The organism is Pedobacter sp. JY14-1, from assembly GCF_029269825.1.
Lineage (GTDB): Bacteria > Bacteroidota > Bacteroidia > Sphingobacteriales > Sphingobacteriaceae > Pedobacter.
Window position 1 is genome coordinate 316,875 of sequence record NZ_JARJHU010000001.1, and the last position, 26,923, is coordinate 343,797.

24 protein-coding genes and 1 tRNA gene are annotated in these 26,923 nt (G+C 48.4%); 4 read left to right on the forward strand and 21 right to left on the reverse strand.

Annotated elements, in window-relative coordinates; all coding sequences use genetic code 11:
- Window positions 1-336 precede the first annotated feature (336 nt).
- Both P2W84_RS01360 and P2W84_RS01365 read right to left on the reverse strand, forming a co-directional pair.
- Window positions 337-1,986, reverse strand: coding sequence for a serine hydrolase (locus P2W84_RS01360; protein ID WP_276088300.1), 1,650 nt, complete (start codon window positions 1,984-1,986; stop codon window positions 337-339).
- Between the two features lie 44 nt (window positions 1,987-2,030).
- Entirely contained in the window at window positions 2,031-2,375 is a 345-nt protein-coding gene (locus P2W84_RS01365) for a DUF6249 domain-containing protein (RefSeq protein ID WP_276088301.1), read from the reverse strand.
- A gap of 130 nt (window positions 2,376-2,505) precedes the next feature.
- Here P2W84_RS01365 and P2W84_RS01370 point away from each other — a divergent pair, with 130 nt between their 5' ends.
- Both P2W84_RS01370 and P2W84_RS01375 read left to right on the forward strand, forming a co-directional pair.
- Window positions 2,506-3,084, forward strand: a complete 579-nt coding sequence (locus P2W84_RS01370) for a sigma-70 family RNA polymerase sigma factor (RefSeq protein ID WP_276088302.1) — start codon at window positions 2,506-2,508, stop codon at window positions 3,082-3,084.
- Window positions 3,081-3,455 carry a hypothetical protein gene (locus P2W84_RS01375; protein ID WP_276088303.1) on the forward strand — a complete coding sequence of 125 codons (375 nt, stop codon included), beginning with the start codon at window positions 3,081-3,083 and terminating at the stop codon, window positions 3,453-3,455. Before P2W84_RS01370 ends, P2W84_RS01375 begins: the two co-directional genes overlap by 4 nt.
- 390 nt (window positions 3,456-3,845) lie before the next feature.
- On the opposite strand, the gene P2W84_RS01380 is transcribed toward P2W84_RS01375, so the two are convergent.
- The 16 genes from P2W84_RS01380 to P2W84_RS01455 form a co-directional block, all read right to left on the reverse strand.
- Window positions 3,846-3,925 (reverse strand) — tRNA-Leu (locus P2W84_RS01380).
- Between the two features lie 53 nt (window positions 3,926-3,978).
- Entirely contained in the window at window positions 3,979-4,272 is a 294-nt protein-coding gene (locus P2W84_RS01385; RefSeq protein WP_276088304.1) for a DUF3817 domain-containing protein, read from the reverse strand.
- Window positions 4,273-4,337: 65 nt separating this feature from the next.
- Window positions 4,338-4,868 carry a Fe-S protein assembly co-chaperone HscB gene (gene hscB / locus P2W84_RS01390; protein ID WP_276088305.1) on the reverse strand — a complete coding sequence of 177 codons (531 nt, stop codon included), beginning with the start codon at window positions 4,866-4,868 and terminating at the stop codon, window positions 4,338-4,340.
- Between the two features lie 2 nt (window positions 4,869-4,870).
- Window positions 4,871-6,202 carry an RIP metalloprotease RseP gene (gene rseP, locus P2W84_RS01395; RefSeq protein ID WP_276088306.1) on the reverse strand — a complete coding sequence of 444 codons (1,332 nt, stop codon included), beginning with the start codon at window positions 6,200-6,202 and terminating at the stop codon, window positions 4,871-4,873.
- Window positions 6,203-6,216: 14 nt separating this feature from the next.
- Window positions 6,217-7,398, reverse strand: a complete 1,182-nt coding sequence (locus P2W84_RS01400) for a 1-deoxy-D-xylulose-5-phosphate reductoisomerase (RefSeq protein WP_276088307.1) — start codon at window positions 7,396-7,398, stop codon at window positions 6,217-6,219.
- On the reverse strand, window positions 7,395-8,894 hold the full coding sequence (locus P2W84_RS01405; protein WP_276088308.1) for a GH3 auxin-responsive promoter family protein: 1,500 nt from the start codon (window positions 8,892-8,894) through the stop codon (window positions 7,395-7,397). Before P2W84_RS01405 ends, P2W84_RS01400 begins: the two co-directional genes overlap by 4 nt.
- A gap of 8 nt (window positions 8,895-8,902) precedes the next feature.
- Window positions 8,903-9,691 carry a hypothetical protein gene (locus P2W84_RS01410; protein ID WP_276088309.1) on the reverse strand — a complete coding sequence of 263 codons (789 nt, stop codon included), beginning with the start codon at window positions 9,689-9,691 and terminating at the stop codon, window positions 8,903-8,905.
- The gene (locus P2W84_RS01415; protein ID WP_276088310.1) at window positions 9,688-10,653 is read right to left on the reverse strand and encodes a glycosyltransferase; all 966 of its coding nucleotides are present in this window, start codon (window positions 10,651-10,653) and stop codon (window positions 9,688-9,690) included. Before P2W84_RS01415 ends, P2W84_RS01410 begins: the two co-directional genes overlap by 4 nt.
- Window positions 10,654-10,656: 3 nt before the next feature.
- Window positions 10,657-11,613 (reverse strand): glycosyltransferase family 2 protein, encoded by a 957-nt coding sequence (locus tag P2W84_RS01420; RefSeq protein WP_276088311.1) that lies wholly within the window; start codon window positions 11,611-11,613, stop codon window positions 10,657-10,659.
- 46 nt (window positions 11,614-11,659) lie between these two features.
- A complete protein-coding gene (locus P2W84_RS01425; protein WP_276088312.1) occupies window positions 11,660-13,363 on the reverse strand; it encodes a trypsin-like peptidase domain-containing protein in 1,704 nt (567 codons plus the stop codon).
- A 205-nt stretch (window positions 13,364-13,568) separates the two neighbouring features.
- Window positions 13,569-14,132 carry a DUF4199 domain-containing protein gene (locus P2W84_RS01430; protein ID WP_276088313.1) on the reverse strand — a complete coding sequence of 188 codons (564 nt, stop codon included), beginning with the start codon at window positions 14,130-14,132 and terminating at the stop codon, window positions 13,569-13,571.
- Window positions 14,133-14,152: 20 nt separating this feature from the next.
- Complete coding sequence (locus P2W84_RS01435) at window positions 14,153-14,827, reverse strand: hypothetical protein (protein ID WP_276088314.1); 675 nt, start codon at window positions 14,825-14,827, stop codon at window positions 14,153-14,155.
- A complete protein-coding gene (locus P2W84_RS01440; RefSeq protein ID WP_276088315.1) occupies window positions 14,820-16,097 on the reverse strand; it encodes a dihydroorotase in 1,278 nt (425 codons plus the stop codon). Before P2W84_RS01440 ends, P2W84_RS01435 begins: the two co-directional genes overlap by 8 nt.
- A complete protein-coding gene (locus P2W84_RS01445; protein WP_276088316.1) occupies window positions 16,094-18,145 on the reverse strand; it encodes a BatA domain-containing protein in 2,052 nt (683 codons plus the stop codon). Before P2W84_RS01445 ends, P2W84_RS01440 begins: the two co-directional genes overlap by 4 nt.
- A 42-nt stretch (window positions 18,146-18,187) precedes the next feature.
- Window positions 18,188-19,783, reverse strand: coding sequence for a L,D-transpeptidase family protein (locus P2W84_RS01450; RefSeq protein WP_276088317.1), 1,596 nt, complete (start codon window positions 19,781-19,783; stop codon window positions 18,188-18,190).
- A 406-nt stretch (window positions 19,784-20,189) separates the two neighbouring features.
- Window positions 20,190-20,573: a hypothetical protein gene (locus tag P2W84_RS01455; RefSeq protein WP_276088318.1), complete on the reverse strand. Its 384-nt coding sequence runs from the start codon at window positions 20,571-20,573 to the stop codon at window positions 20,190-20,192.
- 239 nt (window positions 20,574-20,812) lie between these two features.
- Here P2W84_RS01455 and P2W84_RS01460 point away from each other — a divergent pair, with 239 nt between their 5' ends.
- A complete protein-coding gene (locus P2W84_RS01460; RefSeq protein ID WP_276088319.1) occupies window positions 20,813-22,333 on the forward strand; it encodes a hypothetical protein in 1,521 nt (506 codons plus the stop codon).
- Between the two features lie 20 nt (window positions 22,334-22,353).
- A complete protein-coding gene (locus tag P2W84_RS01465; RefSeq protein WP_276088320.1) occupies window positions 22,354-22,713 on the forward strand; it encodes a DUF6266 family protein in 360 nt (119 codons plus the stop codon).
- Window positions 22,714-22,726: 13 nt separating this feature from the next.
- Here P2W84_RS01465 and P2W84_RS01470 read toward each other — a convergent pair whose 3' ends face one another.
- From P2W84_RS01470 to P2W84_RS01480, 3 genes are read right to left on the reverse strand one after another with little or no spacing between them, the layout of a single operon-like run.
- The gene (locus P2W84_RS01470; RefSeq protein ID WP_276088321.1) at window positions 22,727-23,380 is read right to left on the reverse strand and encodes a TetR/AcrR family transcriptional regulator; all 654 of its coding nucleotides are present in this window, start codon (window positions 23,378-23,380) and stop codon (window positions 22,727-22,729) included.
- Between the two features lie 55 nt (window positions 23,381-23,435).
- On the reverse strand, window positions 23,436-24,740 hold the full coding sequence (locus P2W84_RS01475) for an HlyD family efflux transporter periplasmic adaptor subunit (RefSeq protein WP_276088322.1): 1,305 nt from the start codon (window positions 24,738-24,740) through the stop codon (window positions 23,436-23,438).
- Window positions 24,730-26,922 carry a peptidase domain-containing ABC transporter gene (locus P2W84_RS01480; RefSeq protein WP_276088323.1) on the reverse strand — a complete coding sequence of 731 codons (2,193 nt, stop codon included), beginning with the start codon at window positions 26,920-26,922 and terminating at the stop codon, window positions 24,730-24,732. The genes P2W84_RS01475 and P2W84_RS01480 overlap by 11 nt, the downstream gene beginning before the upstream one ends.
- Window position 26,923: the final 1 nt, after the last annotated feature.

Here is a 26,923-nt window from a genome sequence, read left to right on the forward strand (position 1 = left end):
CCAAGCTAAAAACAAATCCCGGAACATTTTGACAACATGATCGAGTGAAATCCGTACCGTACAACGTCTTGCCATCATTAAGGGGGAGCACTTCGAGCATACTCGGCCAATCCAACACTTAAAATAAGTAATTATTCACTTCTTCTTTCTTTAAATTAAATAGATGTCCAGTCACCCAGGCTTGAATGGGGATGGTTATTGTTATAGTTCTGCGTCCACGAGTAAGCAAGTACAGCGCTCTAGTTTCGCAGTGTTTGTGGTTACCTGATCAACTTTGATCTCCCCAGCCAGAATGCCTTGTTGGATTTTGCGCATTACGGATTTTGGTCAACGGTGCTACTGATCCGGAATCTTCTTGGCTGTCATTTCACTGTTTTGTATTTTGGTAACGCTGGTGACGTTTCCTGACTGATCCAGGTTGAAGATCAGCGTGGCATCCAGGTCGTAGGCATAAAATTTGTGTTTTTCAAAAGCAATGAGCTCCTTCTGGTCTCTGCCAACTTTACCGAAAAGCTGGCCTCCTTCCAATACCACTTCAAAAACCATATTCGGTTCAAACAGATACTTCCCGGTATAGCTTTGTAGTATTTTTGCTGGAAGTTTCAGCTTTTTGGTCTTTGGAAGTACCATGACTTTTGTCCAGCCAGAGGCTATCCCTGTGCCTGTGTACTGGTAGCCTGTTATCGAACCGTGATCGTCCCTTTGGAAGCTTAGGCTGTTCAGGCTGTTTTCCAGCAGAAACAGGTCTTTGCCGTAAGGGATGAGTCTGGTTTTACCGCCGCCCCTGAAATAATACATCAACACGCCATCCTGGTTGCTGATGTAACGCTGCCCGTCGTAGGGATTGTCATATACTGCCTGGTATTGCTGGAGATTTTCCGATGTCACTGCCACCGGGCTGAAGGTATAGGGTTTGCCTGCGGCAATCGCAGCCAGTTTCGCGGCTGGAATATCCAGGTCTCCAACATTTTCATAATTGGACAAGACCGTCACCAGTATCTGCTGCTCGGGCAGGTAAATCACATCGGCAAAAAAACCGTTGACCAACCCATTGTGCATGACCGACTTGCTTCCCTGTATGTTCCCAACAGCCCAACCAAATCCGTAACCAGTCTCTTTCCCGTTTGGCAGTTTATGGGAAGTCTGCGCCTTTTCCAGACTGGCCCGACTGATCACCCTTCCCGCTGCCAGTCCATCATACCATTTCAGCAGATCACCTGTAGTGGATAGCAATGAACCGGCCGCGTAAGGCAGGGTCATGCTCAGAAATTCAGAATTTTCATAACGGTCACTGCCTTTACGATAGCCGGAAATCCTTCCCGGAATCACTTCTGTGCGCTGGTCGTAATAGGAGCTATTCATACCCAGGGGCTTGAAGATGTTTTCCTGCACATACTCCCCATAGCTTTTACCGCTGAGCTTTTCGATGATATATCCCAGTAAGATGTAGCCTGAATTGCTGTACCGGTTATTGCTTCCCGGATCGAAGTCCAGGGGCTGGTCTTTAAACAGTTTGATCAGTTCCTGCGGGCTCAGGTCCTGGCGCTTCAGGTTTTCGTTGAAAACTGGTAAGCCGGTGTAGTTTTTTACGCCTGAAGTGTGGGAGAGCAATTGGGCGATGGTGATATTTTTGCCCATTACCGGATAATCAGGAATAAACCTGGTCAGCTCATCTTCCAGCGACAACTTGCCTTCTTCAGCCAATTTGAGGATGCAGACTGCAGTAAATTGTTTGGTCACCGAACCCAGCCTGAAGACCTTATCTGTGGTCATCGGTACGTTGAGTTCCAAATTGGCCATGCCGAAGGCTTTCTGATACAGCACCTGCCCAGCCTTTGAAATCATCACGGCACCTCCGGGGCCATCTTTTGGAAAAACGGACTGGAGCAGGGAGTCATATGGTGCCGGGTCTCTCTGAGCTGAAACCGAAAACGGTATGATTATGCTAAAAATAAGGCATAGCAATAACCTGAGTGATGTTTTCATCGCTTAAATATTGAATTAAATAATAACTTGTAGAATTGGCCGTCTCAGCCGCGGTCCTTATGGCTTTGGGACTTTAAAATAAAATAGCACAGGATCAAGCTGATCCCCAGGAAAATCATGATGCTGGCGGTCATCACCCAAATTCCTTGTATTAGCATGTAGGATGCCAGTAACGCCCCTGCCAGTACACCCATTGCAATGCCAATAGAAATTATACCGAAGCTGAGCAGCATGTAGTGCCACTGGCTCTGTTTTTTAAATATATCCGGTGGTGCCCCGCTTTCCAGTATCGCCATCCTTTCTTTGTGGCGCGTAGTGAAATAATAATAGGCGATCCCGAATACGACCAGCGAGATGGATATGAGCAGTGCGGCTGAAGTGATTTGCATGATTAAATTGTTTTATTTGCCAATAAGACTGTTGCAAACCGAAATCGGTCACATTTATTTTTTATTGTTTCTGTTATTTTTTTGAAAATGTCTGGTGACCGGATCATCTTTACGGGAGTCTAAGCTACAGATGCTATTTAAAAACAGAAATCCGGAAGATCAATACCTGGAACAAGCCATCCGCGGAGAGCGTGCGGGACTGGAATACCTGGTGAATACCTACCGGGATATGGCTTATTCGATAGCGATCCGGGTTACTGGGAATCATGAAGATGCGGAGGAGGTGGTTCAGGACGGCTTCCTGAAAGCTTTCAAAAACTTGGCTGAATTTAAAAGGGCATCCAAGTTTTCGACCTGGCTCTACCGGATCATCTACAATACTGCGCTAAGCAAGGCAAGCTCCGGAAAAAACTTTACAATGGAACTCCAGGAGGATAACCAATACCAGCAGTACATTGAACCGAATGCTGTCATGCAGCAAATGGCCGGGGCTGACCGCAGGAAATACCTCAATATGGCCATGCAAAAACTCAAAGCCCAGGATCAACTCATCCTATCCCTACATTACATCGCCGAAAAAAGTATCACTGAAATTACTGAAATATTGGGCATGAAATCCTCTGCCATAAAAATGCGTCTATTCAGGAGTCGTAAACAACTCCTGGAAGAATTGCAGCGCCTGTTACCAAATGAATTTAAAGACTTATGAAATCAACAGAAAAATATAACGATCCGCTCGGACAATTACTCCGGGAACATGGATCTGTCAAACCTGACGAGGGCTTTTCCCGAAGATTACTCCATACAGTGGTCAACAGCTACAAGTTAAGCTACAAGACGGTTTACCGGAAAGAAGAACGCATGGGAAAATGGATCATCGGTGTATTGATTGCATCTGCCTTGCTGATCTTCTATGAGCTGCACCCTGGCCCTGCGGTCATCGAAATTTTGCTCCCAGTGATGTTTCTTGTCCTCGGTTTAATTGCGATAGTTTTGATGCTAAAAAGCAGCCATCCAGCTAATCCCCGATTACATCGGACAGATTTCAGACATGAGCAAAAAGAGATACCCTCGAGTTGAGGCGATTTTTAATTCCGTCACCTTTATGCGCAATCATCAGCTCAAACGAGTACAAAGAAATCAAAAATCAGACAGAAGAAATGAACGTCAGGCTGGAAGCGGAACTGGCTGCACTGGATGAAAAAATCAAGTTAGACCGAAATATCTTCGACGTATTGGACGAATCACTAGAAAGCCTTAAAAACCTGTCTAAATTGTATTCTGAGGCTGATATTGAAGGAAGGCATTATATCATAGGTTCGATCTTCCCTGAAAAATTCGTTTTTGATGGAACAATAGATCGAACCGCTAAAATGAACTTAGCCTTCAAGCTTATCTACCACATTAACAACAGATTAGAGCGAAAAAGAAATGGAGTTAGCTCTAAAAAAAGAACTAACTCCATCCAAGTACCCAGGGCCGGGATCGAACCGGCACGGTTTCCCACTGGTGTTTGAGACCAGCGCGTCTACCAATTCCGCCACCTGGGCATTTCTGTTAAACGGGACGCAAATCTATTAATTGCATCCAATATTACCAAGTTTTATTTAGAATAATCTTCCTTTAGTTTTTTATCTACCCAAAATGGCGCAAAAGGGAGCAAGGACGCGCCTCCGATCAGAAAAGCCTTTTTAAAGTTCCACTTATATTCTTGCCAGGCCATCACCAGCAAGACCATATACAGCACGAACAACAATCCATGTGCCCATCCTGTATACTTTACTGCCAGCGGCATATCTGCAAAATACTTTAACGGCATCGCAATAAAGATCAGCAGAATATAAGAAACGCCCTCTGCCACGGCAATCTTTCTGAATAAAGACAATGTATTGTTCATATTTTCCCTAAATTTCCTTTATATCCCTTAAATCTCCTGTCCAAACCCTGATCCGCCTTACGCGCTTAAACACCAGCCTTAGCCAAGCCCGCTCTGATCCTCACCAGATATTTGCTCCGGTAATACAGATCCTTCAACTCCCTTAAGACTTTTTCCTGCCTGGCTTCATTCAGTTCCTCAAATCCTGCGGACAACGCTGCAATACGAGTAGCAATGCCTTTCTCAACCTCTTCGACTTCTCTGGTCAGATTTGACAGTTTATCTGCATCCGGGTCAAACTGCAGATCCATCAGCGCCTCGTTCACCTCCATCATTTCCATCAGGAAGTCTTGCGGGAGCATATAATGCTCTCCTTCAGTTAAGACACCCTTAAGTTCAAGCACATAAGGCAGCAACCTGCCCGGATCGCTCAATACCTGGTAAGCCTTGTTGTTCAAAGTACTTAGCTCAAGCACCTCGAGCTGCTTCTCCTCGCTTTCGTTGATGTAAAAATCCGGATGATATTGTTTGCTCAGCGCATAGAACTTCTGCTTCACAGCCAAAGGGTCAGGGCTGAAACTCACCGGGAGTCCGTAAAAAGCAAAATAGTCCCTCATTGTCAATGCATCACTGCCTTAAAAATATCATTCCCCAGTACAAATACCATCAGCGACAACAACAGCACAAAACCAACAATCTGCGCCCGTTCCATAAACTTATCGCCAAGCGGCTTGCCTTTGATCATCTCTACGATCAGGAACACGACGTGTCCGCCATCAAGCGCCGGGATAGGCAACAGGTTCATAAATGCCAGTGCAATTGAAATGAAGCCGGTGGAGGCCCAGAATCTGGCCCATATCCATTCTCCCCCATATACTTTACGTGCAATTTCGACAGGGCCGGAAAATGCCTTATTCGGCTTGATCTTTCCGGTAAGCACCTTCCAGATTCCCTTTCCGTTGTCGCTGAATATCTTCCAGGCCTGAGATGCGCCTACAGGAAGCGACTCAATGAATCCATAACGGATGGTTTCCTCTTTTAGCTCATTGCGGTAATTAAATCCTACGCCGATGGTACCTGCAGTATCCACCGGAATGTTCAGCCCGACAACTTCAGTGCCGCGCTTTACACTAAAATCAATAGTGCGGCCCTTGTTTTTGAGCAGCTCGTCCCTTACATCTGCATCATATTTTACCGGAACACCAGCGATAGCGACAACAACATCGCCTTTCTTTACGCCCGCCTTAGCAGCCGCACGTCCGGGTATAATACTGTCCAGCCTGGTAGAGATCAGCGGCACCTTGCTCACAAATTCCTCAATGCCCAGGTCAGATACCTTATTCAGGATATTGTCCGGCACCTTAATGTCCTTCGCCTTGCCATCCCTCATAATGGTCAGTGTGGTATTTCCAAGCAACACCTGGGAACTCATTAGTTCATCAAACTGGATCACTTTTTTACCATTTACTGCTACCACCTTATCGCCTTTCTGCAAGCCGATCTCCTTCCCGATCACCCCAGGATTAATTCCCCGTACCGAGCTGTTCGGAATATAAGTTTCACCATAGCTGAAAGTCAGCATCCAGTAAATGAAGATACCCACAACGATATTCACGATCACGCCACCCAGCATCACGATCAGACGCTGCCAGGCAGGTTTAGAGCGAAACTCCCAGGGTTTTGCAGGCTGTGCCATTTGCTCGGTATCCATAGATTCATCTATCATACCTGAAATCTTCACATAGCCACCCAGCGGTAGCCAGCCAATCCCGTATTCACAATCTCCCCTTTTGAAGCTGAACAACTTTACACCCCAGGCATCAAAAAACAGGTAAAACTTCTCCACCTTTATCCCGAAGGCCCTGGCAGCCAGAAAGTGTCCCAATTCATGTAAAATTACCAGTATCGATAATCCCAGAAGCAACTGGGCCGCCATAATCAATCCACTCATAAATAGCTTTAGTCTTAATATTTTATATTTTGATGTTGATAAACTTGTTTTGTTACCAGTTCGCCGGCAAATATACGCGTCTCCCTGTCCGTTTCTAAATAATTCTCCAGGCTGGCCGAAGCAATAAACCCGATTTCCTCCATACAACGCGCAATGACGTCACTCATTTGTAAAAAGCCGATCCTGCCCTTCAGAAAGGCTTCAACCACAACCTCATTGGCAGCATTCACGATACAAGGCAGGTTCCCTCCTGAACGCAGCGCCCTGTAGGCCAGGTCAAGATTACGGAAAGTATCCATATCTGCCCTGGCAAAGGTCAGTTCCGGATAATCCATGAAACTGAAACGTGGAAAAGCACTCTTTATTCTTCCCGGATAGGCTAGCGCATAGTGAATGGGCAGTTTCATATCCGGCAAGCCCATTTGTGCTTTCATAGAACCATCGTTGAATTGTACAATAGAATGGACGATCGACTGGGGATGCACCACCACATCAATCTGCTCTGGTTTAAGGCCAAACAGCCATTTGGCCTCAATCACCTCAAGTCCCTTGTTCATCAGTGAAGCCGAATCGATGGTGATCTTTGCCCCCATGTTCCAGTTGGGGTGCTTCAATGCCTCAGCCGGACCAATACCCTGTAAAAAGGCACGGTCCCTGCCCCTGAACGGACCACCAGAAGCTGTGAGGTAGATTTTTTCGATCTCCTGGTAATGCTCACCTACCAGGCACTGAAATATCGCCGAATGTTCAGAATCGACCGGAATGATGTTCACACCATGCTCCTTTGCCATTGCCGTAATCAGGTCACCGGCGACAACCAGCGTTTCCTTATTGGCCAGTGCAATATCCTTCCCGGCCCGGATAGCAGCTACAGTGGGCTTAAGGCCAGCCGCCCCCACAAGTGCCGTCAATACCAGTTCTACTCCATCCAAAGCAGCAGCCTCACAAAGTGCCTCCTCACCCGCAAGCACGCGGATACCAGTACCTGAAAGTACAGACTTCAGTTCTGCATATTTATCCGGATCACCGATCACGGCCAGCTCCGGTCTGAACTTCAGCGCCTGTTCGGCAAGTAAAGCCACGTTACGCTGGGCAGTCAGGGCCTGCACCTGGTACAGGCCAGGATTGGCCGCTACTACATCCAGCGCCTGTGTTCCTATAGAGCCGGTAGACCCTAAAATTGATATGTATTTCAAATTATAAACTCCTTTAGTCCATCCGCTATCTTCCTGTCATTCGAGAGCCTGGGCACCTTGTTCTGCCCGCCCAGCTTTCCCTGAGACTTCATATAGCTTACAAAAGCATCCTTTTTCAATGGCCTTATGACCAAAGGCTGCAATATCTTTCCTTCAATCAGGTCAAAATAGTAAATATTCTTTTTCTGCAAAGCCTCATCTACCTTTTTCGCAAAAGCCGCGAGATCGGCAGGCGCCTCGGCAAACTCGATAAACCATTCGTGGTAAGGCAGTTCCCCCTGGCGGGCGACCACCTGCGGTGCCACGGTAAATTCCGTAATACCGATCCCTGCTTCATTGGCGACAGTAAGCAAGGCATATTCCACCTCTTCACCGATCACATGCTCTCCAAAGGCAGAGATGAAATGCTTGATCCTGCCGGTCACCACGATTTTATAAGGATCAAGGGACACAAATTTCACCGTGTCACCAATGCTATAACCCCATAGCCCCGCATTCGTATTCAGGATCAGTGCATAATTTCGGTCCAGCTCTACCTCGGCAAGGTTAAGCCGTGTGGGTCTGTCATTATAGAATTCTTCTGCAGGAATGAACTCATAGAACATCCCGGCGTCAGCAAGCAACAGCAGTCCCTTTTCCGATTGCGAATCCTGATAGGCAATAAAGCCCTCAGATGCAGGGTAGGTCTCAATGGTGTCTACCTTACGTCCTATACTCGCTTCAATTTTTGCCCGGTAAGGCTCATAGTTAACCCCTCCATAAACATACAGGCTGAAATTTTTGAAAATCTCCCCTACCGGCTTCCCCCCGGCCTTTGCGCTCAACCGGTCGAAATACATTTGTACCCAGGGTGGTATTCCCGAGATCAGCGTCATATCCTCATGGAAAGTTTCCTCAACAATGGCATCCACCTTTTCCTCCCAGTCTTCAATACAATTCGTCTGATAAGAGGGCAAGCGGTTCTTCTGCAGGTATCCCGGCACCAGGTGCGCCACAATCCCCGAAAGCCTGCCGATATTTATACCATTCTTCTTTTTCAGGATGGGGCTTCCCTGCAAAAAGATCATTTTCCCATTGACAAAACCTGCCTTACCTGTTTCGTGGATATAGGTAAGCAAAGCATTTCTTGCCGCCCTGATGTGTTCCGGCATCGACTCCTTAGAGATTGGAATATATTTCACGCCAGAGGTCGTGCCCGATGTCTTTGCAAAATACCGAGGCTTTCCCGGCCACAGCACATCTTCCTCTCCATCAACTACCCGCTCTATATAAGTCCTCAGTTCCTCATAGTCACGTACCGGCACGCGTTGCTTAAAATCTTCGTAGGAACGTATACCTGCAAAATCGTGATCCCTGCCAAAAGCAGTAGAAGAAGCCTGATCCACCAGATGATGCATCATACGTTGCTGCACCCTGACTGCGTCCTTTTTCCATTTACCGATCCCGCGTACCACGAAGGCAGCAAAAGGCTTGCTTAAAGCTGCTTTTAATCCCATGACGAAGACTATACGATGTTGTGGATGATGTCCGGCTCAGCCTCCCCTTTGTATTCGCTCATCATTTTACGATAGGCAATGGTCAGTGCCACACTGGAAAGCGGAATGATGATGAAAGAACTCAGCACATTAGTGAAGAAAGCCACTATTGGCCATTGTATGAATCCAAAGAAAAGACATAACATATAGAAGCTGCCCAGTACCAGCAGCAGCATAAATATCTTGGTAAAATTACCTTTGGTCGTTGCCAGGCTATATTTAATAGAAGCAAAAGGCCCCAGGTTCCTGTCAATAATGAAAAACGGGAAAAAAGAGATCCTGATCCAGGTAATGAAGATGGCCACAAGACCAACCGGAACCGCCACATTGGTTACCCTGTTGATATCGATCCCGGCATACACAAAAGGCAATCCGATCACCATCACGATCACATAAACCCCAAGGATACAGAGGATAAAATACACAGTGGCCACCAGGAAACGGATAATCTGCTGGCGGGTAGGTATCGTGCTGACGATACTCACGTCGTGTTCCTCGTCATCCAGCAGGTGAAAGATATACCTGAACAGCGACAGATTGATCGTGAAGTAAAAGAGGATGAAGATAAATGCCATCAGGATATTCAGCCACTTGCTCACATCCTTCAGGAAAAACGCCATCAGCCCCGAAGCATTGGAAGTAATGAACATCAGGAAGCAAAGCGTGGCAATGGAAAAATAATTCCGTTTGGTAACCATCCAGGCTTTGGTGATCACTTCATTCACCGTGAACGTGCTCTCCTTTAAAAATTCTATCATCGCTTAAACACTACTCTTTTAATAAAATCCTGCATAAAGCCGAGCCCATAGGCTGTGAGCTGAATAAAGGCCGCAATTATGCTCAAAAATGCAACTTTTAAAGACTTGTTGACCTGCCAGGAATGAAAAAATATCAACATAAAATAGATCAGCAGCAAAAAGTTGACTACAAAGGCAAGCGGCCACCAGAACAAATTGATTAAAACCGCCGCAATAAGCCCACAGGTGAACATCGCAGGAAAAAAATGCACCAGTTTGAGCTCCTTCGGAAAATGTTTATAAATATTGATCCTGGCCCTGCCGAAAAAATGCAGCTGCTTATAAAACTGGAAAAAGCTTGTCCTTCGCTTATGGTATACCTTTGCATCCGGGATCAGTCCGATCTTAAATCCAGCCTCATGGATCCTGATACTGTATTCAATATCTTCACCAAGCCGGGTCAGGGTAAAACCACCTACCGTTTCCCATACCTTCCTGGAAACCCCCATATTAAAACTACGGGGATGGAACTGCCCGATATGTTTCCTGTTTCCCCTTATACCCCCCGTCGTAAAGGGTGAGGTCATCGCATAACTGATCGCTTTCTGCACTGGGGTAAAGCTTCCATGCGCGGCATCCGGGCCCCCATAGGCATCCAGTTTGTGTTCATACAAATAATCGCTGACCGTTTGCAGGTAATCCTCCGGGATCAGGCAATCTGAGTCAAAGATCACGAAATAATCTCCCCTGGCCCGCTCAAATCCAAAATTCCGGCTAAAGCCCTGACCCGAATTGGTTTTTACGTAATAATGGAGATCCAGTTGCCCGGCATAACGCTCCACAATTGCCTTTGCATCCTTTACGGAACCATCTTCGATCACCAGAACTTCAAACTGCAGGTACGTTTGCTTCGTGAGGGAGTGCAGTAATTCGTCTATCTCCTGCGGACGGTTATACAACGGGATTATAATGGAAAAAAACATGGCTTAGTCAAGCTCCTTTTCAATCTGGTAGTGGTTACGCTCTGGTGCGCTTCTCGACACCAGCTCCGCTACAAAGCCTGTCAGGAACAATTGTGAGCCCAGGATAATGGCCACAAGGGCAATATAAAATAAAGGCTGGTCAGTGACGTCACGCTTGTAGGGAATATTTGCGGAAATGTGATAGAGTTTCACCCCAATCAGCCACAGGGCCATGAACGTACCGATCAGAAAACTGAGTACACCCATCGTCCCGAAAAAATGCATCGGCCGTTTGCCAAACTTACCCACAAAGAAGATCGACAACAGGTCAAGCAACCCATTGATGAACCTGCTCATGCCAAATTTGGTTACCCCATATTTTCTGGCCCGGTGCTCCACCACCTGCTCTCCGATCTTTATAAAACCTGCCCACTTGGCAATCACCGGGATATACCGGTGCATTTCTCCATAGACCTCTATATTCTTTACCACTTCATTCCTGTAGGCCTTCAGCCCGCAGTTAAAGTCATGCAGATTGTGGATACCCGACATACGCCTGGTCGCCGCATTATAAATCTTTGTCGGCAGGGTTTTGCTCAGCGGGTCATAACGCTTCTTCTTCCAGCCAGATACCAGGTCGTACCCTTCTTCCTTCACCCTGCGGTAAAGTTCAGGTATCTCATCCGGGCTGTCCTGCAGGTCGGCATCCATGGTAATCACCACATCTCCCTTTGCCGCACCGAATGCAACATTGAGGCCTGCAGACTTCCCGTAATTCCTCCTGAACTTGATGGCACGCACAGCGGGATATTGCTGCTTTAGCGACTCGATCACCTTCCAGGAATTGTCTGTACTTCCGTCATCCACAAATACCACTTCATACGTGAAACCATGCTCACGCATTACCCTGGCAATCCACTCAGTTAATTCCGGAAGCGATTCATCTTCATTGTATAAGGGGATAACAACAGAAATATCCATGTATGCTTAAAGCGCTTTATTAACGTGCAAACATATATAAAATAAATCAGATAGCTGCTGCGATAAACCTATAAATAACCGCCCGTGGCATCACCAGCGTACTTGTTCTGCTGAAACGGGCAATGTTGATCCCGTTAAAGTCTCCCGAAAGATCGAATACCGGGCCACCGCATTCTTCCGGCCTGATCAGTGCATCGTGCGAAAACACACTGCTGAAACCATCCAGGCGCAAACTCTTTCCACCTGCAAACCGTTCAGCGGGATGATCTCCTTGTCCCGGCATCTTCCTCAGGCCAACCATCAGTTCATAGCGCTCCCCGTTTCGCATTCCCTGAATACTGATGGTATCTCCGGGGTTATATTTGATTAGTTCCTGCCCATAATGTTCAGGGCGGCTGATCGGAACACCATTGATTCCGATGATCCGGTCGCCAAGCTTTAATTTCGCTTCTTCTGCAGGACCACCGGGGGCCATTCTGGTCAAGATGATCTCTTCGTTGATAAAATTGGCGCCTGCGCCAAAAAAGCCGGCACTAAACTTCCTGGGCAAACTAAAGTTGGTACTGCTGAGTACGCTGGTTCGCTTATCTCCAGGCGCAACCGGGGAAATTAAAAAGCGTCCCAGGTCCGCTGTAGTCACCGCTGCCGTATCTGCGGGATTAAAAGAAAGCGCTTCCTTTAATAACATTCTGATTGCTCCGTTTTCAGGATCCGGCTTCAAACGCATTAGCACCAGATCGTTATCTGCATCACGTTTGATTACCTCCAGTCCAGCATGTTTCCCGCCGTACAGTACCAGCCCTGGCTCAGCCCCCACAAGCGATGATTTGCTGACCAGCAGGTATTCGGCCTTACCCTTCAACTTAAACAAAAACAATGTTCCCGATACAGAAACAGGATTGCCTTTTAACTTGCTTTCTACCTTCACTGCTCCGTCTCCATGCTTCAGGTTAATTTTACCCGAATGACTTTCCATATCAGCCAGACCCGGCATAGCCATCAGCTTGTCCTTCATCGGATCTGAAGCCACCTCATCAGCTTCCGCCGGCAACTCTGCATAATCTTCCGGCTTTTGCAGTGCCGTCCAGTATTTCCGGTACAGATCCACAGGTACCTCGAGGTTTACAGACTCAGAAATGTCAATCCTGCTGTGCAGTGCAACTACCCTACCCAGATAATCATATAAAGGGCCTCCCGAATCTCCAGGCTCCATCTTGCAGGTAGAGACTACAAATCCCCATTTGTTCATCGGTTCACTGATCCTGCCAAATCTTACCGAAGGCTGCTTTTGATTGAGCGTCTCGGGATAGGAAATACTGATACAGGGCTCGTTCTCCTTCAGGCTTCCTGACCATCCAAGTTCCGCATAGGGCCATTTACCTTCGCCCATCAGCTTCATCATCGCCACATCCGGCATGTTCTGCTTGTCCTTAAAACCGATCCGTCCCAGTGCTGTTGCCAGGCGCTCACTGCCATCGGTAAAGAATACCTTATAAACCTTACCCGGCACCACTGCGTGTGCTACCGTCAGGATATGGCCTTCGGCACTTACAACCACACCACTAAACTGAGCACTTGCCTGTTGCTGTTTGGCCGTATCGAAACCCCATATTCTCACACTGGACTGATAAGCCTTAACGGTGGCAGCCTTAGAAATCTGCTCCATTTTTTTGTAGTCAAAAGATTGCGCCCTGGCCACGGCCGTCAGCAACGCTGCTGCGGAGAACGCAACAATAAGAAGTTTTCTCATGAATTACTGTAAACCGCAAATCTAGCAGAATTGCCGGTATACTGTAAGCAGGAATGCCACCTTGTTTTGAAACTTTTTTGTGGCATAAGTGTTTAATGTGTAAATTAAGGATACCTATAAACCCTGTTAACTATATAACTATGTCTATTTACCTTGAATTCCCTTCAATCGAAGATTATCCGGTTTACGAACCGCAGACTGCAGCCTAGGGCTGCAGTTCATTAACTTCGTACAACGGCCTGTCCCTTTTGATGATGGCTGCACTGATCAGGCTGACGACAAGGCCGGTTAATGTGTAAGATACCGCCCCGCCAAATCCGATGAAAAATGCCATATAGGAACGTGTCATCTCTATTCCCTTGACCTGTTGCGCATCATTTCCTGCTTTCTGCAGTGCGAGATCGATCAGTGCCTCAAAAGCCTCCCGGTCAAGGAACTTATAATAAACGATCAGGACAAATCCTACAAATAGTCCGCTATATGCAGCTACCTTAAAACCAGCAGAAAAAGCCTTTCCAAAGGTAATGTATCCGCCAAGCTCCTTCTTAAAGTTAGTCTGTACATATAATATCGCAAGGATAAAAGGCACATAGGACAACGTAGAAGACACAATCTTTTCCACAGTGGTCATATTCGGATTGTTTTGATCTATACCCAGCATTTTGAATATATAGATCAGCATCAGGAAATAGACGGTGTAAACCAATGCACTTTTAAAGGCAAGTTTATTCGGGCTGTATTGAGGCGTAAAAGCAACGTTCTCTTCCATTATTATTCTTCTTTAAAATTTCAATTCACTTCATTAAAACTACTGATCAGGCTATATACTGCAAGGTCAAATTCCTTGTATTCATTGAAACGCTCCAGTTCTCCGAGCACTTCAGCATTGGTTCTTGGCTGATGAAAGAAAACCAGCATAGGCACAAACAAGTCTTCCAATTCCTCACCGACCTCCAGTTGCCGGGCAGTCTTACAGATCTCCTCTACACTGCTTTCTGCAAGTTGCTGGTTACTGATCAAAGCCTCATAGATATGAAATTCATCCTGAAACTCATCCTCTTCCACCAGCAGGAATTCTTTCAGAAAATCGCCCAGTTCCGGCTTTATACCTTCGTCATGGCATTCATTAATATACAACAGCAGGTTCAGCAATTCCGTACCGCGGTCTATCGTTTCCTCCTCAATATCCGCCCACTCATCAGAGTCCAGGTAATCTGCTTCCAGACGCTTCACATCGCTGGCAAAGAAGTTAATCATCAGCAAATCAAAGAAAACTTCCCTGAGCTGTTCAAAAGCAGGATACTCGTCGATCACCGAATCAAACGCTTCTACCTTTTCCAGGAAACCGGTCTCCAGCCCGAAGACATTAAAGAGTCCTTCCTTCAATGCAGCAACCTCAGCACCATTAGCACCGGGAAATTTATCCAGCGCAGCTGAAAGCGACTTTTTTACCTGATTATCCATACGCTTGTAGTTTTTTATGGTTACCCACCAGCATCACCTTTCCGGTCAGTACCTGGTTCAGTAACGGAGAATTAGAAGATTTAGAATAGTTACTGCCTGAATCATACATCCAGGTCTTTGCAGGGTCATAGACTACAAAATCAGCTTCCTCCCCCTCGGCAACAACCGGAACCTTAAGCCCCAGCAACCTGCGCGGGTTTACGGAAAGCTTGTCCGCAATCGTCACTGCATCAAGCCCCGCACTCAGCAATAAAGGCAGCACCGTCTGTAAACCAATGATGCCATAAGCAGCGATGTCAAATTCAACAACCTTTACTTCTTTTTCCTTCGGTCTGTGCTGCGATACCACGGCGTCTATAGTTCCGTCCGTCAATCCGGCCAGCAGGGCCTGTATGTCTGCACGTCCGCGAAGCGGCGGCTTTACTTTATAATTGCTGTCAAAATCATTCAGCAGATCCTCGGTAAAGACTAGGTGATGCGCAGCCACATCACAGCTTACTTTTACGCCTTCCTGCTTCGCCTTCCGGATCAGTTCAACTGCACCTGCCGTCGAAACCGTGCTGATATGCACTGGCGCATCATGGTAGCGCGCCAGGAAAATATCCCTGCTGATGTGCATTTCCTCTGCAAGGGCCGGGATGCCCTTCATTCCCAGCAGCACACTTGTACTGCTTTCATTCACCTGGCTCTTGCCTGCAATAGCGCTATTCTCAGGATAAGACATCAGCAGTCCGCCCAGACCCTGCGCATATTGCAGCGCCCTGCTCATGAAACCGTCATCGGCAACAGGTCTCCCCGCATCCGAAAAAGCCACCGCCCCGGCCTGCTTCATATCATACATTTCGGCCAGCTCCTTACCTCCCAGTCCCTGGCTCACTGCCCCTACAGGGTACACACTTACCAGCCCCCCCCTTACGCGGTTCAGGATATATTCAACCTGTGCTTTGCTCTGCACCGGAGGGTTCGTGTCCGGCAATACTGCCAGGCCGGTAAAGCCGCCCGCGGCAGCCGCCGCAACCGCAGTCGAAAGATCTTCCCGGATCTCATAGCCCGGATCACCCACTGCACAGTTCAGGTCAAAGAATCCCGGCGATAAGACTGCACCGGCTCCCTCAAACACCGGTTCACCGTCCCCTGCAGCAATTCCCTGGCCCAGGTCGAGGTCCGTCACTTCAGCAATCATGCCGTCCGTCACACGTACATCGCATTTCTTCTGATTAAGCGGACTGTTTGGATCTGCAATGGTAATACCCTTGATAAGAAGGTTCATGTTCCTTGTAAGTTTTTTGTTGGGTTAAAAAATCTGATCAATAATACTTCTGCGGACAAGAAAACTACAGCTAAAATTAGACAAAGTTTCCATAACTCCCCAGGGTTATTTTTTGCCGCCATATTGAGTGAAAGCGCATCGCGGCGCGAGTTGTAAACTTCTGCCTTCGCCTTGCCGAACAGCCCCTTAAGGTCACTTTCGCTGGCGTAGTGCATGTCCGATTCCCGTCTGTCTTCATTAAAGGCCACTATAGCAAGTAGCGAATCCTGCTTTTTAAGGTCATAGAAACCTCCCTTTCTGATCTGGTCAGCTACATAAAGTCGTGTTTTGCCCGGCAGCTGCCTCAGCTCAGGAATCACCTCCGAGCTGCCCGAAACCAGCCTCAGCACCTCATTGCCCAGCAGGTTCACTTTTTGAGTTTCTATCAGCTCGTCTCTTCCCGCAGTATAAGACAACGGACGTCCTTTGCCACTGCCAAAAGCCACCTTGTACATCAGCGGCACAAATACCGGGTGCCTGGATAGGCTGGCATCCTTTGGATCAAGGCTAACAGCGCTCAGGTAAAAATTACCTGACCCTCTGCCATAGCGCGCAAACATGGAACGGTTCAAAGGCAGCTTCAGCAGGTTTTCCCGGCCACTGCCGCTTGCGTCTGCATAACTGAAATACCTCACCGCAACAGGCAGGTCAACGTGATCCGGTACCTGGTCAAATATATCTCTGAACATCGGGTCCTTAAGGTCAATCTCAGCCGGTACAGGTTGTCCGCTCAACAGTTGCTGTACCGCAGGTAGTTTCAGGCCCGTCAGAAAAGAACTATAAATTTTCACATCTGTATCCAGATTGGGAAAGATCACTACCGTTCCTCCATTCTGCACATAGGTCTCCAGTTCCTGGGCAAGTCCCGAAGAAGGCTCCTTAAGGCCGTTTAGCACAATCAGGTCATACCTGGAAAATCCCGCATACCGTATATTAGATTCCGGCATATCCGTCAGTTTAAAATAATCTTCAGCTTTAAAAAGCGCATGGATATAGCTACCCTGTTCAGGGCCACTGATATTCAGTATATCCAACGAAGGACTTACCTCAAAGGCAAAATTCAATTCATCGTCAAAAGTCAGTGGATAATCCCTCACCGCCACAGTCGCCTTCTGCCAGCCAGCACCAAGCCCGCTTACCGAAAGTGTATCCATTACAGGTTTACCTGCGGGCACGTTTACATTGGAAAGGGCCTTTTGCTGCCCGTTCACCATCAGCTTCAGCGGAATACCCTCCGCATCCTCCTCACCATAATTCCTCAACCGTACGACAAACCGACTGGTCTCTCCCGGCTTATGTACCGGCGACAGGGTCCAGATACTGTCCGCAGCAATATTAGGCTGGTTGTTGGCGTTCAGCCTCAGTACATGGTAGGCCACGTCTCCCGACAACACCGAGGAATCCAACCGGTTACCGGCAAAACCCTGTTGAAAATCGGAGATCAGATAGACCACCTGCTCAGTTCCGGCATCCAGACCGGTTTTTAAACGGTTCAGCACCTGTTGCAGGCTACGGGAAGCTGATGATATCTTCACCTCATCCAGTAAAGTCAGGAATTCCTCCCTGTTCACCTGCCGCTGGTGTCTGCCCTCAAAATCATTGGTCAGCAACTGGAAACGGTCGCTGAGCGTATACGACGATACAATTTTCTTAGCCCTGCGCTTGGCCTCATCCAGCAGGCTGCCTTCCTTGTTCACCGTCTCCATGCTGTAGGAATTGTCTATATATATACTCACTGTCCTGTTCATCGCCAGACGCTCTCCATTTTCGGCAGGGAGAAATGGCCTGGCAAAGGCCAGCACCAGGAAAGCCAGGGCCAGACAGCGGCACAGCAGTACCAGCAGGTTCTTCAGACGTTCGCGCGACGCGTTCTGTTCCTGCAATTCCTTCAGGAACTGCACATTACTAAAATAAACCTTTTTGAATCTCCTGAAATTGAATAAATGAATGATGACCGGAACGGCTACAGCCAGAAGCGCAAAGAGAAAGCCTGGATATAGGAAATTCATCAAAGACCAAAGGTAAGCGTTTTAGGGCAGCCCTGCAACCGGCTAAATAAATTTCCTGACCGCTTCCCACAAAGCCTCGTCCAGCCCGTATACATCAGGCCGCAACTGCAAACCACCATTCTGCACCCAGGCCGTACGGTAATTGATCAGTATAGACACGTCCTTTTTTACCCCAAACCATTTGGGCTTTAGTGTATACACCTGCGTGGTATCTGCCTTTCGTGCCAGCTTCCTGCGGAACACCTCCATCCTGGTGGTGTCCACCGGTGGCAGGTTCACCTCCATGCGCAGGTCGTCATACTGGTAGTCGTCCCTCACCAGGTTCCGGGCAAAATCCAAAGGATCTTCCACCCTTACACATCCATGGCTGATGGCCCGGTTCGCTTTTTTAAAGGCACTCTTATTGTTCGTATCGTGCAGATAAATACTGGATCCACTCTCAAACACAAATTTAAACTTGCCCAGTGCGTTCCCCTCCCCGGAACCCTGCTTAAACTGAAAAGGCAGTTTCTCCCGTGGATAACGGCTCCATTCAATCGTATCCGGATCGGCCACCAGCCTGCCATTGTAGTATACCTGTATATTATTGTTCGAAAGATAAAACGGGTCTTTCAATGCCTGGTAGTAGATCTCGCTGCGCGCAATACTCACCGGGATGTTCCAGATGGGGTTTGCCTGTATCGAGTTGAACTTACTCAGCAGCACCGGTGTTTCATGATTCTTAGGCTTGTCATCCAGCTTCTTTGTTTCCATGTACAGCCTGATCTTCTCTGCGTAATCCGCTTCCCGCCTGCCGCCTACGCAGACCTTCATATGCGTTACGGTATCTTTTCCTTTAAACCAGGTCAGCGAAAAATCCGGAATGTTCACTTCCACGTATTCCTTTCCCAGATCAGGTATTTTCCACCTCGACCGTTCCATATTCACCAGCATGGCCTTGTACAGGGCACTGTCCCGTGGCTGTCCGTTCTTTATAAGCCCCGCAAGTTCCCGCTGAAAAAACGTGTAGTCCGCTCCCTTTGGCTGTATACGCTGCAATAGCTCCGGCAGGTCCTTTACATTCAGCAGTCTGGTCACTGAGGTACTATCCGGACGTTCTACCCTGACATAATACCTGCTAAAAAAACTCCTGGGGTTCACTGCGCCGTAGTATATATAGTTATGATACTTCGTCAATGCCTGTGCAGCGTTCAGTTCGAGGTCTGCTACCAGGGGATACACCTCGTCGATCTTCTTAAAATTATTGGCCTTCAATGCCTCAAGCACCTTCCCCAGCATCTTGTACCTGAACATATCGGCATTGAACCCATGACTGCCGCTTTTACCGATATAGCTTTCCAGCGTATCCAGCCCCCCGCCAACAAAAAACCTCGTCACCAGTACAGGCTGTAAGTCATTTGCCCTGTAAAAAGCCGCCGTAGCCTTAGGATAAGACAAGACCTTTCCAAAAGAATCCAGGTGCTTTAAAAAAACCGCATTATAGGCACCGGTATCAAAATCCTTATATAATTTGTTATTGAAATACTTTGAAAGTACCAGCCCCACTTCAGGCGTATCCTTAAACCAGTTACAGGAACTCATCAGGCTTATTGTACCGGCCAGTCCGGCAAAAGACAATACAGAAAGCAGTTTTTTCAAAATGACTAATTTAGAGGCAAATTTAGGTATTCTCATCGGCACAGCCTATACCAAATTCAGTGCCAACCCTAAAGATTCGACACCTGACTGAGCGCTCTGTCCACCCCTTGGCAGGAGCGATAGAGAACGTGTTTACCCCGTCGACAACCCTGCCGACGTTGTTTCCCGTTTTACCAACCAGGTGATAAAAGGGCCTCCTAACAATTTTCCCATCTTTTACGATTTTTAATGATGGTCAACATGTTTTACTCCCCCGGAGCACCACACTTACAGTACCCCGGAAAAAGATGCCTTAAAGGCAATTGAGCGCTAATACTTTAAGCAACACCTCGCAGCAATGCCCGCTAAATTGCTCCGGTTCTCCTTCCTAGCCGAATCGGTGCTTCAATGTCCCATCCGGTCTGAACTACCAGACAGAAAGCAGCGAATCGCCCGAACTACGTAACCCGATATCTATGATCCAGTTTCGCCGCCTGGGGCCTTGCACCTGCAACACCCCTTGCCGGAGCGCCATCGAAACACTACGGATATTGCGTTGCAAAGCTTTCACATCAAGCACATGAATCCTCAACCTCCGGTTACCAAAACAAAAGATAATGCTCCCGCTACATATGCTTCTTTGGATGCTGCTGCCATTCCTGTTGCCGGAACCCTCATTTCTGTAAGCGACACCGGCACTTACCATTTTCCGGACACTGCCCGCCTTGTCATTGCTGTTTATCTGGCCTGAATTCTTCCTGTAAATCCTTACCGAGAGGCCATCCCGGCCATTCATTTTTCTTTTTCTCATCCTGGGTGATCGTTTAATTAATCTTTGATAACACAAAATTAATCAGCGAAAAACCAGTCAAATACAATAAAACTATATCTACCTCCCTTTTTTTAAAAAGAATTATCTACAGACATCTTCATTTTGAAAACCCAAACCACTTAAAAATCACGGAAATTTTGCGTTTTTGTATCCGGATGATGTTTAAATTGCAAACCACTGCTTCTTTAAGCCTTAGGACACACTGTAACGTGAACTTCATGATGAATAATTTGATAAATAAAGTGCTTATCCTGGCCAGTATCGTGCTGGCGCTCCCTTTTTCGGGGTGCGTTGTCTATCACCAAAAGACGCTTGTTCCGGACCAACCATCTGCGGCCATGGACTATTTCTGTACATGGAATGTTCAAGGCTACGTGAGCAGTTTCGCTTCTACCCCCCAGCAGCGCAATGCCATGACCGAACAAAATCTTTTCGGAAATGGACGCTATGAAAACTGGACCGGGATGTATGAGAAAATACGCGGCGACCTTTATTTTGTTCTGGACGATGCCTGGGATATTCCTTTAAGCGGAGACCAAAACTATTACGGCAGTCTGATCCTTGATGCAGGTAGGTTTCCTTCCACCAGGAGAATGATGCCACAGAAACGGTTGAAATGGTTATCCGACAGCATAAAAAAGCGCGGATGGAGGGGTCTTGGGCTATGGATCTCGGCGCAGGAAGCTCCCCGCTATCAGATTACCGATACAGTCTCTTATTGGAGTGAACGATTGGCTTGGATGGATAAAGCAGATATCGGTTATTGGAAGGTAGATTGGGGCAAACATGATGCTGATGCTAACTGGCGCATGCGGTTGACCCGGCTTGGCAAACAGCTTGCCCCCGGCTTACACATCGAGCATGCTCTGTCTCCCGCCGCGGTTGCTTTTGCGGAAGTATATCGTACCTATGACGTGGAAAACATCATCGCTATACCGCATACCATTGACAGAATCGCAGCACTTTTGACCAATCCAGTTGGTAGCAGGCGAACTGCGGTTTTGAATTGCGAGGATGAGCCATATATCGCGGTGGGTACCGGCAGTGCAATTGGAATTATGCGTCACGAGTTCAATGGAAACTTGCCTGATGGGGTTCAGGACTTTGTTTTCCCGCCGCAGGGACGCGATCTGAAAAGCCGTTTGGATGAAGTGGTCAGGGCGGTACGGTGGCACCGGATCGCGGCGCCATTCGCAATCGACCAGACGCAGAATGTGGTGGACACCGTTAAACTGCGCGATTTCTGGGTCATGGGCGAGAAAGAGACTTGGGTAAATAGAGCGGTAGGTTCGGTGAACGAAAAATCTGCACCTGCAATCATTGCCCGTGGACTCGAAAAGCCCGAAGTTACCTTGGCCAACGGCGATATCCTGCAGCCGTATATTTTGGCCTCTAAATATCCAAACGGAGCCGTCGCGGTGGCTTCGATAGGCAGGACGATTAAAAGGAGCTACCTCACCCCGCGCGCCAATGTGCTGGTTAAGATGGATCGCCATGATCAACCAATAGGTATCTTCGGGCGCTACAACCAGTTGACGTTTCAATTCAGCTCGCCTAAGCAAATCAAAACTGTACTCGCCCAGGACCTGGCCGGCGATGAGGTAGTAAATATTACCGGAACAGTTCGTATGCAGGATGATCAACTGATCATACCTGGTAAGGTGATCGACGAAATCGGCCTGATGAGTGCTACAAAAGGTGACCTATCAGAACCGGGCATGGTGCTTGTTATAAAATAACAATTCAGCTGCCATGGCGGGTGAATATCCTGGTAATCGCTTTAGATTACAGTAAGGTACTGGTGGCATCGGGATCTCTACCACCTGCGCTTAACGCTGCTTTTACATGGCGACCAAATGGCGTGTCCTTTATCTGGGCTTTGCAACCAGACCTGGAATATCAACACCTCAACAACCGTACGATGATCTTGCTGTATTTTCCTTCCGGCATAGACAACACTGGCAGACCTTATGCGGTCTGGGAGTTGAGCGGGGTCAGACGCTCAGAATGCGCAGATTTTTTCCATCTGGATGCGGCCTGCATAGGAAAGCCCTTTGAAGCGTACATTGCTTTTACGGGCTTGAAAAACGAGGTGAGTGACAGTGTCTGGATAGCTTAAACACGGCTTGCCTTTACTTTCTCTCAGGCTCAGAAACACCATACGCCCAATCAATGATTTGCAGCAGGGCCTTTTTGATCTCTGCCTCACCCTCGGCCTGCCGGAGATCAATACCGCAGAAGGGATGCTCCTGTATGCGGGCATGCAGCGTGAGGTAGTAAACTCCGCCCATCAAGATACCATAAATGGCCCTGAAATTCTTGTCACTGCCTGAAAAATGCGGGTCACAGACTTCCCTGAGCAAATATTCACCTGTATTTTCCCGTTTCAGGTCGAGCTCCTTCAAGGCTGGAATACGCTCACTGAGCCCCCAGGTAATGATCCTGCGCATTTCCTCGTTTCCCATCAGCGAATCAAACTGGTCCTGCAGCACAGCACTGGCCAGGCCCTTGCCGGCATCCGCTTTGCTTTCACAGACAATATGGTCAAGGTCGCCCGGGTCGATTTTCCAATAGTCATGGGTATTGAGGTAGGCTTTGACGACACCCTCAAGCCCCCCAAAGTAATCATAGATCAGTCTGCGGTCAATCCTGGCCTTAGCAGCAACTTTACTGATGTTCAGCCCCGAAAAGCCCTCTTTTTTTAAGATCTGCCCTACTGCAGTAATGACGTTCTTCTTTGTACGCTCCTTATTCCGGAGCGGGCCATCTGTAACTTTCCTTGCCATTGCTATCGCTTTGCTGCAAGTTGCGATTTTTTTTGATTATTGACGTGTCTGCGGATCAATCCTGGTACCGCAGCAAGCTTCTGAACTGGTTGAAGATACGCTCGATCAACCGGAGATCGGAGATCACTATATCTGCCTGGCCCGTAAGTTCGCGGTTGAAGGGCAGCCTGCGGTTATAGGATGTCTTCAGACCCTCCGGCAGCACAATGTCCACATAATAACTGCCCTTTTCATCGGGAATGACCGATAGGTTCTCTACCCTGGCGCGGACCAGGCCGTATTCCTGGTAGCGATAGTTGTCCAGCCTGATCAGCACCTTTGCACCTTTGTTGATCTTACCCGATCCGGCGGCAGGAACCATCATTCTTCCGGTAAGCGCATGAGGCTGCGCCGGAAGGATGGACAAAAGTGGGTTCCCCTTGTTGACAAATTGATTTTTTGTCAGGAATTGCTGAAAACTCACCGTACCCGGGCCTGAGGCCATAACCAGATAGTTCTGCTCCCATTCGCGCAGTGACCGGTTCAGTTGCTCGAACAACTGCCGGGTCTGGGCAGTATAGCTGATCTTATCCCGTTCTGCGCTGATGGCCGCACCGCTCCTGGTTTTGTAAAGGCCTGAAATCCCCTGCCGGACTTCTGCAAGCGTTATTTCCAGGCTTTCCAGACTTTGCCGGGCTTGAAGGTATTTGATCTGCTCGCTTTCAAACTCAGCACTGGAGATGACCTTTCTTTCAAAGAGCTGACGGACGCGCTCGTAGTTCTTTTTAATCAGATCAAGTTTTGTGGTCTCCAGTTCTTTCTGGTGTTGCAAAGTGGCTTCGCGTTTTTGGCTTGCGAGAATGCTCTCCGCAGAAGCAAGGTACTCAGGATCGTAGGGACGCAGCCGGTTGAACAGTTGTTCGTCCCGGGCGGCCTTTGCAAAACTGTTGAAGTCGGATTGCACTTCACCCAGCCTGTATTTGCTGAAGGTTTCCAGCGGCAACTGCTGGAGCTGGTCATGAGCGACTGTATCCAGGGCTTTTCTAAGTTTCAGGACATCCTGGTAATTGGCGGTAGATTGGAGGACCAGCAGGATCTGCCCGGCCCGGACCTTTTGTCCGTCCGTGACAAAGATCTTTTCTATACGCGAATCTATCCTGGCCTGAAGCCTTTCCGGCGGCATGCTCGAGCTTACCGTGACCGGTGCTGAGATCACTTCCGGGTATTTGATAAAACTGCTGATGGCGAGCAGCAGCAGGATTGCAGACAAAATGACGGCATTTCCCCAGCGGACCATCCAGCGTGGCGGTTCTGATAGTACATCCCTGACGGTTTCTGACCGCAGTTCGAGGTGATCGAGTAAGTCTTTTTCAGCTTCCAAGTTCCAGTTGATTTTTAATGAGACGATAGTATTCCCCTCTCAGGGCGACCAGGTCGTTGTGGGTGCCTTCTTCTACCACTCTGCCTTTGTCGAGCACTACGATCTTATCGGCATGCCTGACCGTAGACAACCGATGGGCAATCACCACCGCGGTACGGCCCTCAAAGAAACGCTCCAGATTTTCGATGATCACTTTTTCGTTATTGGCATCCAGTGCGCTGGTCGCTTCGTCGAAGAACAGGTAAGCCGGAGATTTATAAACCGCCCTGGCGATGAACAGTCTTTGCTTCTGGCCACCGCTCAGCCCTACCCCCTCCGCTCCGATGACGGTATTGTAGCTGAGCGGAAGGCTTTCTATGAAGTCCTTGAGGTTAGCGATCTCAACGGCTTGCCGGAGCTTGTCCTTATCGATCACGTCGGCCCCCACTGCGATATTGCTGGCTATGGTGTCGTTAAAGACATAGCCGTCCTGCATCACTACGCCGCAATGGTGCCGCCAGGTACCCGCGGCAAGGTTTTTCAGGTCTGTCGGTCCGATCTTTATCGTACCTTCGGACGGCGGATAAAACTTCATCAGCAGTTTCAGCAGCGTGGTCTTCCCGCTTCCGCTCGAACCGACGATCGCAGTCGTCTTGCGGTGAGGGATCACCAGGTCAAGCTGTTCGAATACCGGGCTTTCAGCCCCGGTATACCTGAATCCTACCTTGCTGAGCTGAATATCCTTTTCCGGGATCGTAGCAGCGTATTGCTGACCGGTACTGTCCTCATCTGCTTTGCTGTGGATCTCGCCAAGCCGCTCGAGTGAGATGCGTGCATCCTGGGCCTGCCGGATAAAGTCGATCAGCTGCACGAGGGGACTGTTCAGCTGACCGATGATATACTGCACAGAAACCATCATCCCAAGGGTCAGGTCACCGCTCAGCACCAGCCTGGCAGCGAGAAAACTGACCAGGATGTCTTTGATCTGGTTGATAAAGTTGCCGCCCACCGACTGCCATTGTTCCAATGACAGCGCCCTGACCTGTGTCCTGAACAACTTCACCTGGAGGAACTCCCAGCCCCATCGCTTCTGAGTCTCCGCGTTGTGCAGCTTGATCTCCTGCATGCCATTGATCAGTTCGATCACTTTACTTTGCTCTTCCGCGACCTGGGAAAACCTGCGGTAATCGAGGGCCTTGCGCTTCTTCAGGAAGAAAGTGATCCAGACCGCATAGCCGACGGCGCCAGCCAGGTAGACCAGAAACAGCCGGTAATCATAAACGAAAAGCACGGCACTGAAAATGATCAGGTTGACCATCGAAAACAGCGTACTCAGCGAGGAAGTGGTGAGCAATTGCTCGATCCGGTGATGGTCGTTTATCCTTTGCATGATGTCGCCCGTCATGCGTGTGTCGAAGAAGCTGATGGGTAATCTCATCAGCTTGATAAAGAAATCGGAGATGATGGAAATGTTGATCCTGGTCGAAAGATGCAGCAGTATCCAGCCCCGGATCACTTCAATTCCGGTGCGCCCGGCGAAGAGCATCAGCTGGGCAAGCAAGATGAGTGTGATGAAGTTCAGGTCCTGGTGCTGAATACCTACGTCCACGATGCTTTGGGTCAGGAACGGGAACACCAGTGCCAGCAGGCTGCCCGCTATGAGCCCGATGGCCAGTTGAATGACTAGTGAGCGGTAGGTAATCAGGTATCTGGCAAGGAACGACAGGCTGGCCCGTTTTTCCTGCCCCGCGAATTCCTGCTCGAAAAGTCCGGGGCCTGCCTCCAGGACAAGTGCGATTCCTTCCTCAGTTTGTGCATCTGCGTGCTCACCGATCCAGTTCCGGATAAATTCTTCCCTGGAGTAGCTGATCAGTCCGTATGCAGGATCGGAAAGGTAGACCTTGCCGTCTTTTCCGATCTTGTAGAGGACCACGAAATGGTTGCTGTTCCAATGCAGGATACAGGGCAGCGGCACCTCAGTTTTCAGTGTCTCAAAATCGATCTGAACGCCAAGTGTCCGGAAGCCCAGCGCTTCTGCGGCATTGCTGAGACCAAAAAGGCCGCTGCCTTCCCGGGTAGTCTCTGCGAGGTCTCTGATGTATTGCAACGGTACGGACTTGCCGTAGAATTTCGAGATGATCCGCAGGCAGGTAGGCCCGCAGTCCTTCGTATCAGGCTGTTTAAAAAATGGGAATGCTTTCATA

What these genes read in the sequence shown, in the direction of transcription:
- P2W84_RS01415 (WP_276088310.1), bottom strand. Translation starts at nt 10,653, where the DNA reads ATGTTTTTTTCCATTATAATCCCGTTGTATAACCGTCCGCAGGAGATA.
- rseP (WP_276088306.1), bottom strand. Translation starts at nt 6,202, where the DNA reads ATGAGTGGATTGATTATGGCGGCCCAGTTGCTTCTGGGATTATCGATA.
- P2W84_RS01435 (WP_276088314.1), bottom strand. Translation starts at nt 14,827, where the DNA reads ATGGATAATCAGGTAAAAAAGTCGCTTTCAGCTGCGCTGGATAAATTT.
- P2W84_RS01455 (WP_276088318.1), bottom strand. Translation starts at nt 20,573, where the DNA reads ATGAGAAAAAGAAAAATGAATGGCCGGGATGGCCTCTCGGTAAGGATT.
- P2W84_RS01425 (WP_276088312.1), bottom strand. Translation starts at nt 13,363, where the DNA reads ATGAGAAAACTTCTTATTGTTGCGTTCTCCGCAGCAGCGTTGCTGACG.
- P2W84_RS01375 (WP_276088303.1), top strand. Translation starts at nt 3,081, where the DNA reads ATGAAATCAACAGAAAAATATAACGATCCGCTCGGACAATTACTCCGG.
- P2W84_RS01360 (WP_276088300.1), bottom strand. Translation starts at nt 1,986, where the DNA reads ATGAAAACATCACTCAGGTTATTGCTATGCCTTATTTTTAGCATAATC.
- P2W84_RS01460 (WP_276088319.1), top strand. Translation starts at nt 20,813, where the DNA reads ATGATGAATAATTTGATAAATAAAGTGCTTATCCTGGCCAGTATCGTG.
- P2W84_RS01480 (WP_276088323.1), bottom strand. Translation starts at nt 26,922, where the DNA reads ATGAAAGCATTCCCATTTTTTAAACAGCCTGATACGAAGGACTGCGGG.
- P2W84_RS01470 (WP_276088321.1), bottom strand. Translation starts at nt 23,380, where the DNA reads ATGGCAAGGAAAGTTACAGATGGCCCGCTCCGGAATAAGGAGCGTACA.
- P2W84_RS01370 (WP_276088302.1), top strand. Translation starts at nt 2,506, where the DNA reads ATGCTATTTAAAAACAGAAATCCGGAAGATCAATACCTGGAACAAGCC.
- P2W84_RS01405 (WP_276088308.1), bottom strand. Translation starts at nt 8,894, where the DNA reads ATGGGATTAAAAGCAGCTTTAAGCAAGCCTTTTGCTGCCTTCGTGGTA.
- hscB (WP_276088305.1), bottom strand. Translation starts at nt 4,868, where the DNA reads ATGAGGGACTATTTTGCTTTTTACGGACTCCCGGTGAGTTTCAGCCCT.
- P2W84_RS01420 (WP_276088311.1), bottom strand. Translation starts at nt 11,613, where the DNA reads ATGGATATTTCTGTTGTTATCCCCTTATACAATGAAGATGAATCGCTT.
- P2W84_RS01445 (WP_276088316.1), bottom strand. Translation starts at nt 18,145, where the DNA reads ATGAATTTCCTATATCCAGGCTTTCTCTTTGCGCTTCTGGCTGTAGCC.
- P2W84_RS01410 (WP_276088309.1), bottom strand. Translation starts at nt 9,691, where the DNA reads ATGATAGAATTTTTAAAGGAGAGCACGTTCACGGTGAATGAAGTGATC.
- P2W84_RS01430 (WP_276088313.1), bottom strand. Translation starts at nt 14,132, where the DNA reads ATGGAAGAGAACGTTGCTTTTACGCCTCAATACAGCCCGAATAAACTT.
- P2W84_RS01365 (WP_276088301.1), bottom strand. Translation starts at nt 2,375, where the DNA reads ATGCAAATCACTTCAGCCGCACTGCTCATATCCATCTCGCTGGTCGTA.
- P2W84_RS01385 (WP_276088304.1), bottom strand. Translation starts at nt 4,272, where the DNA reads ATGAACAATACATTGTCTTTATTCAGAAAGATTGCCGTGGCAGAGGGC.
- P2W84_RS01440 (WP_276088315.1), bottom strand. Translation starts at nt 16,097, where the DNA reads ATGAACCTTCTTATCAAGGGTATTACCATTGCAGATCCAAACAGTCCG.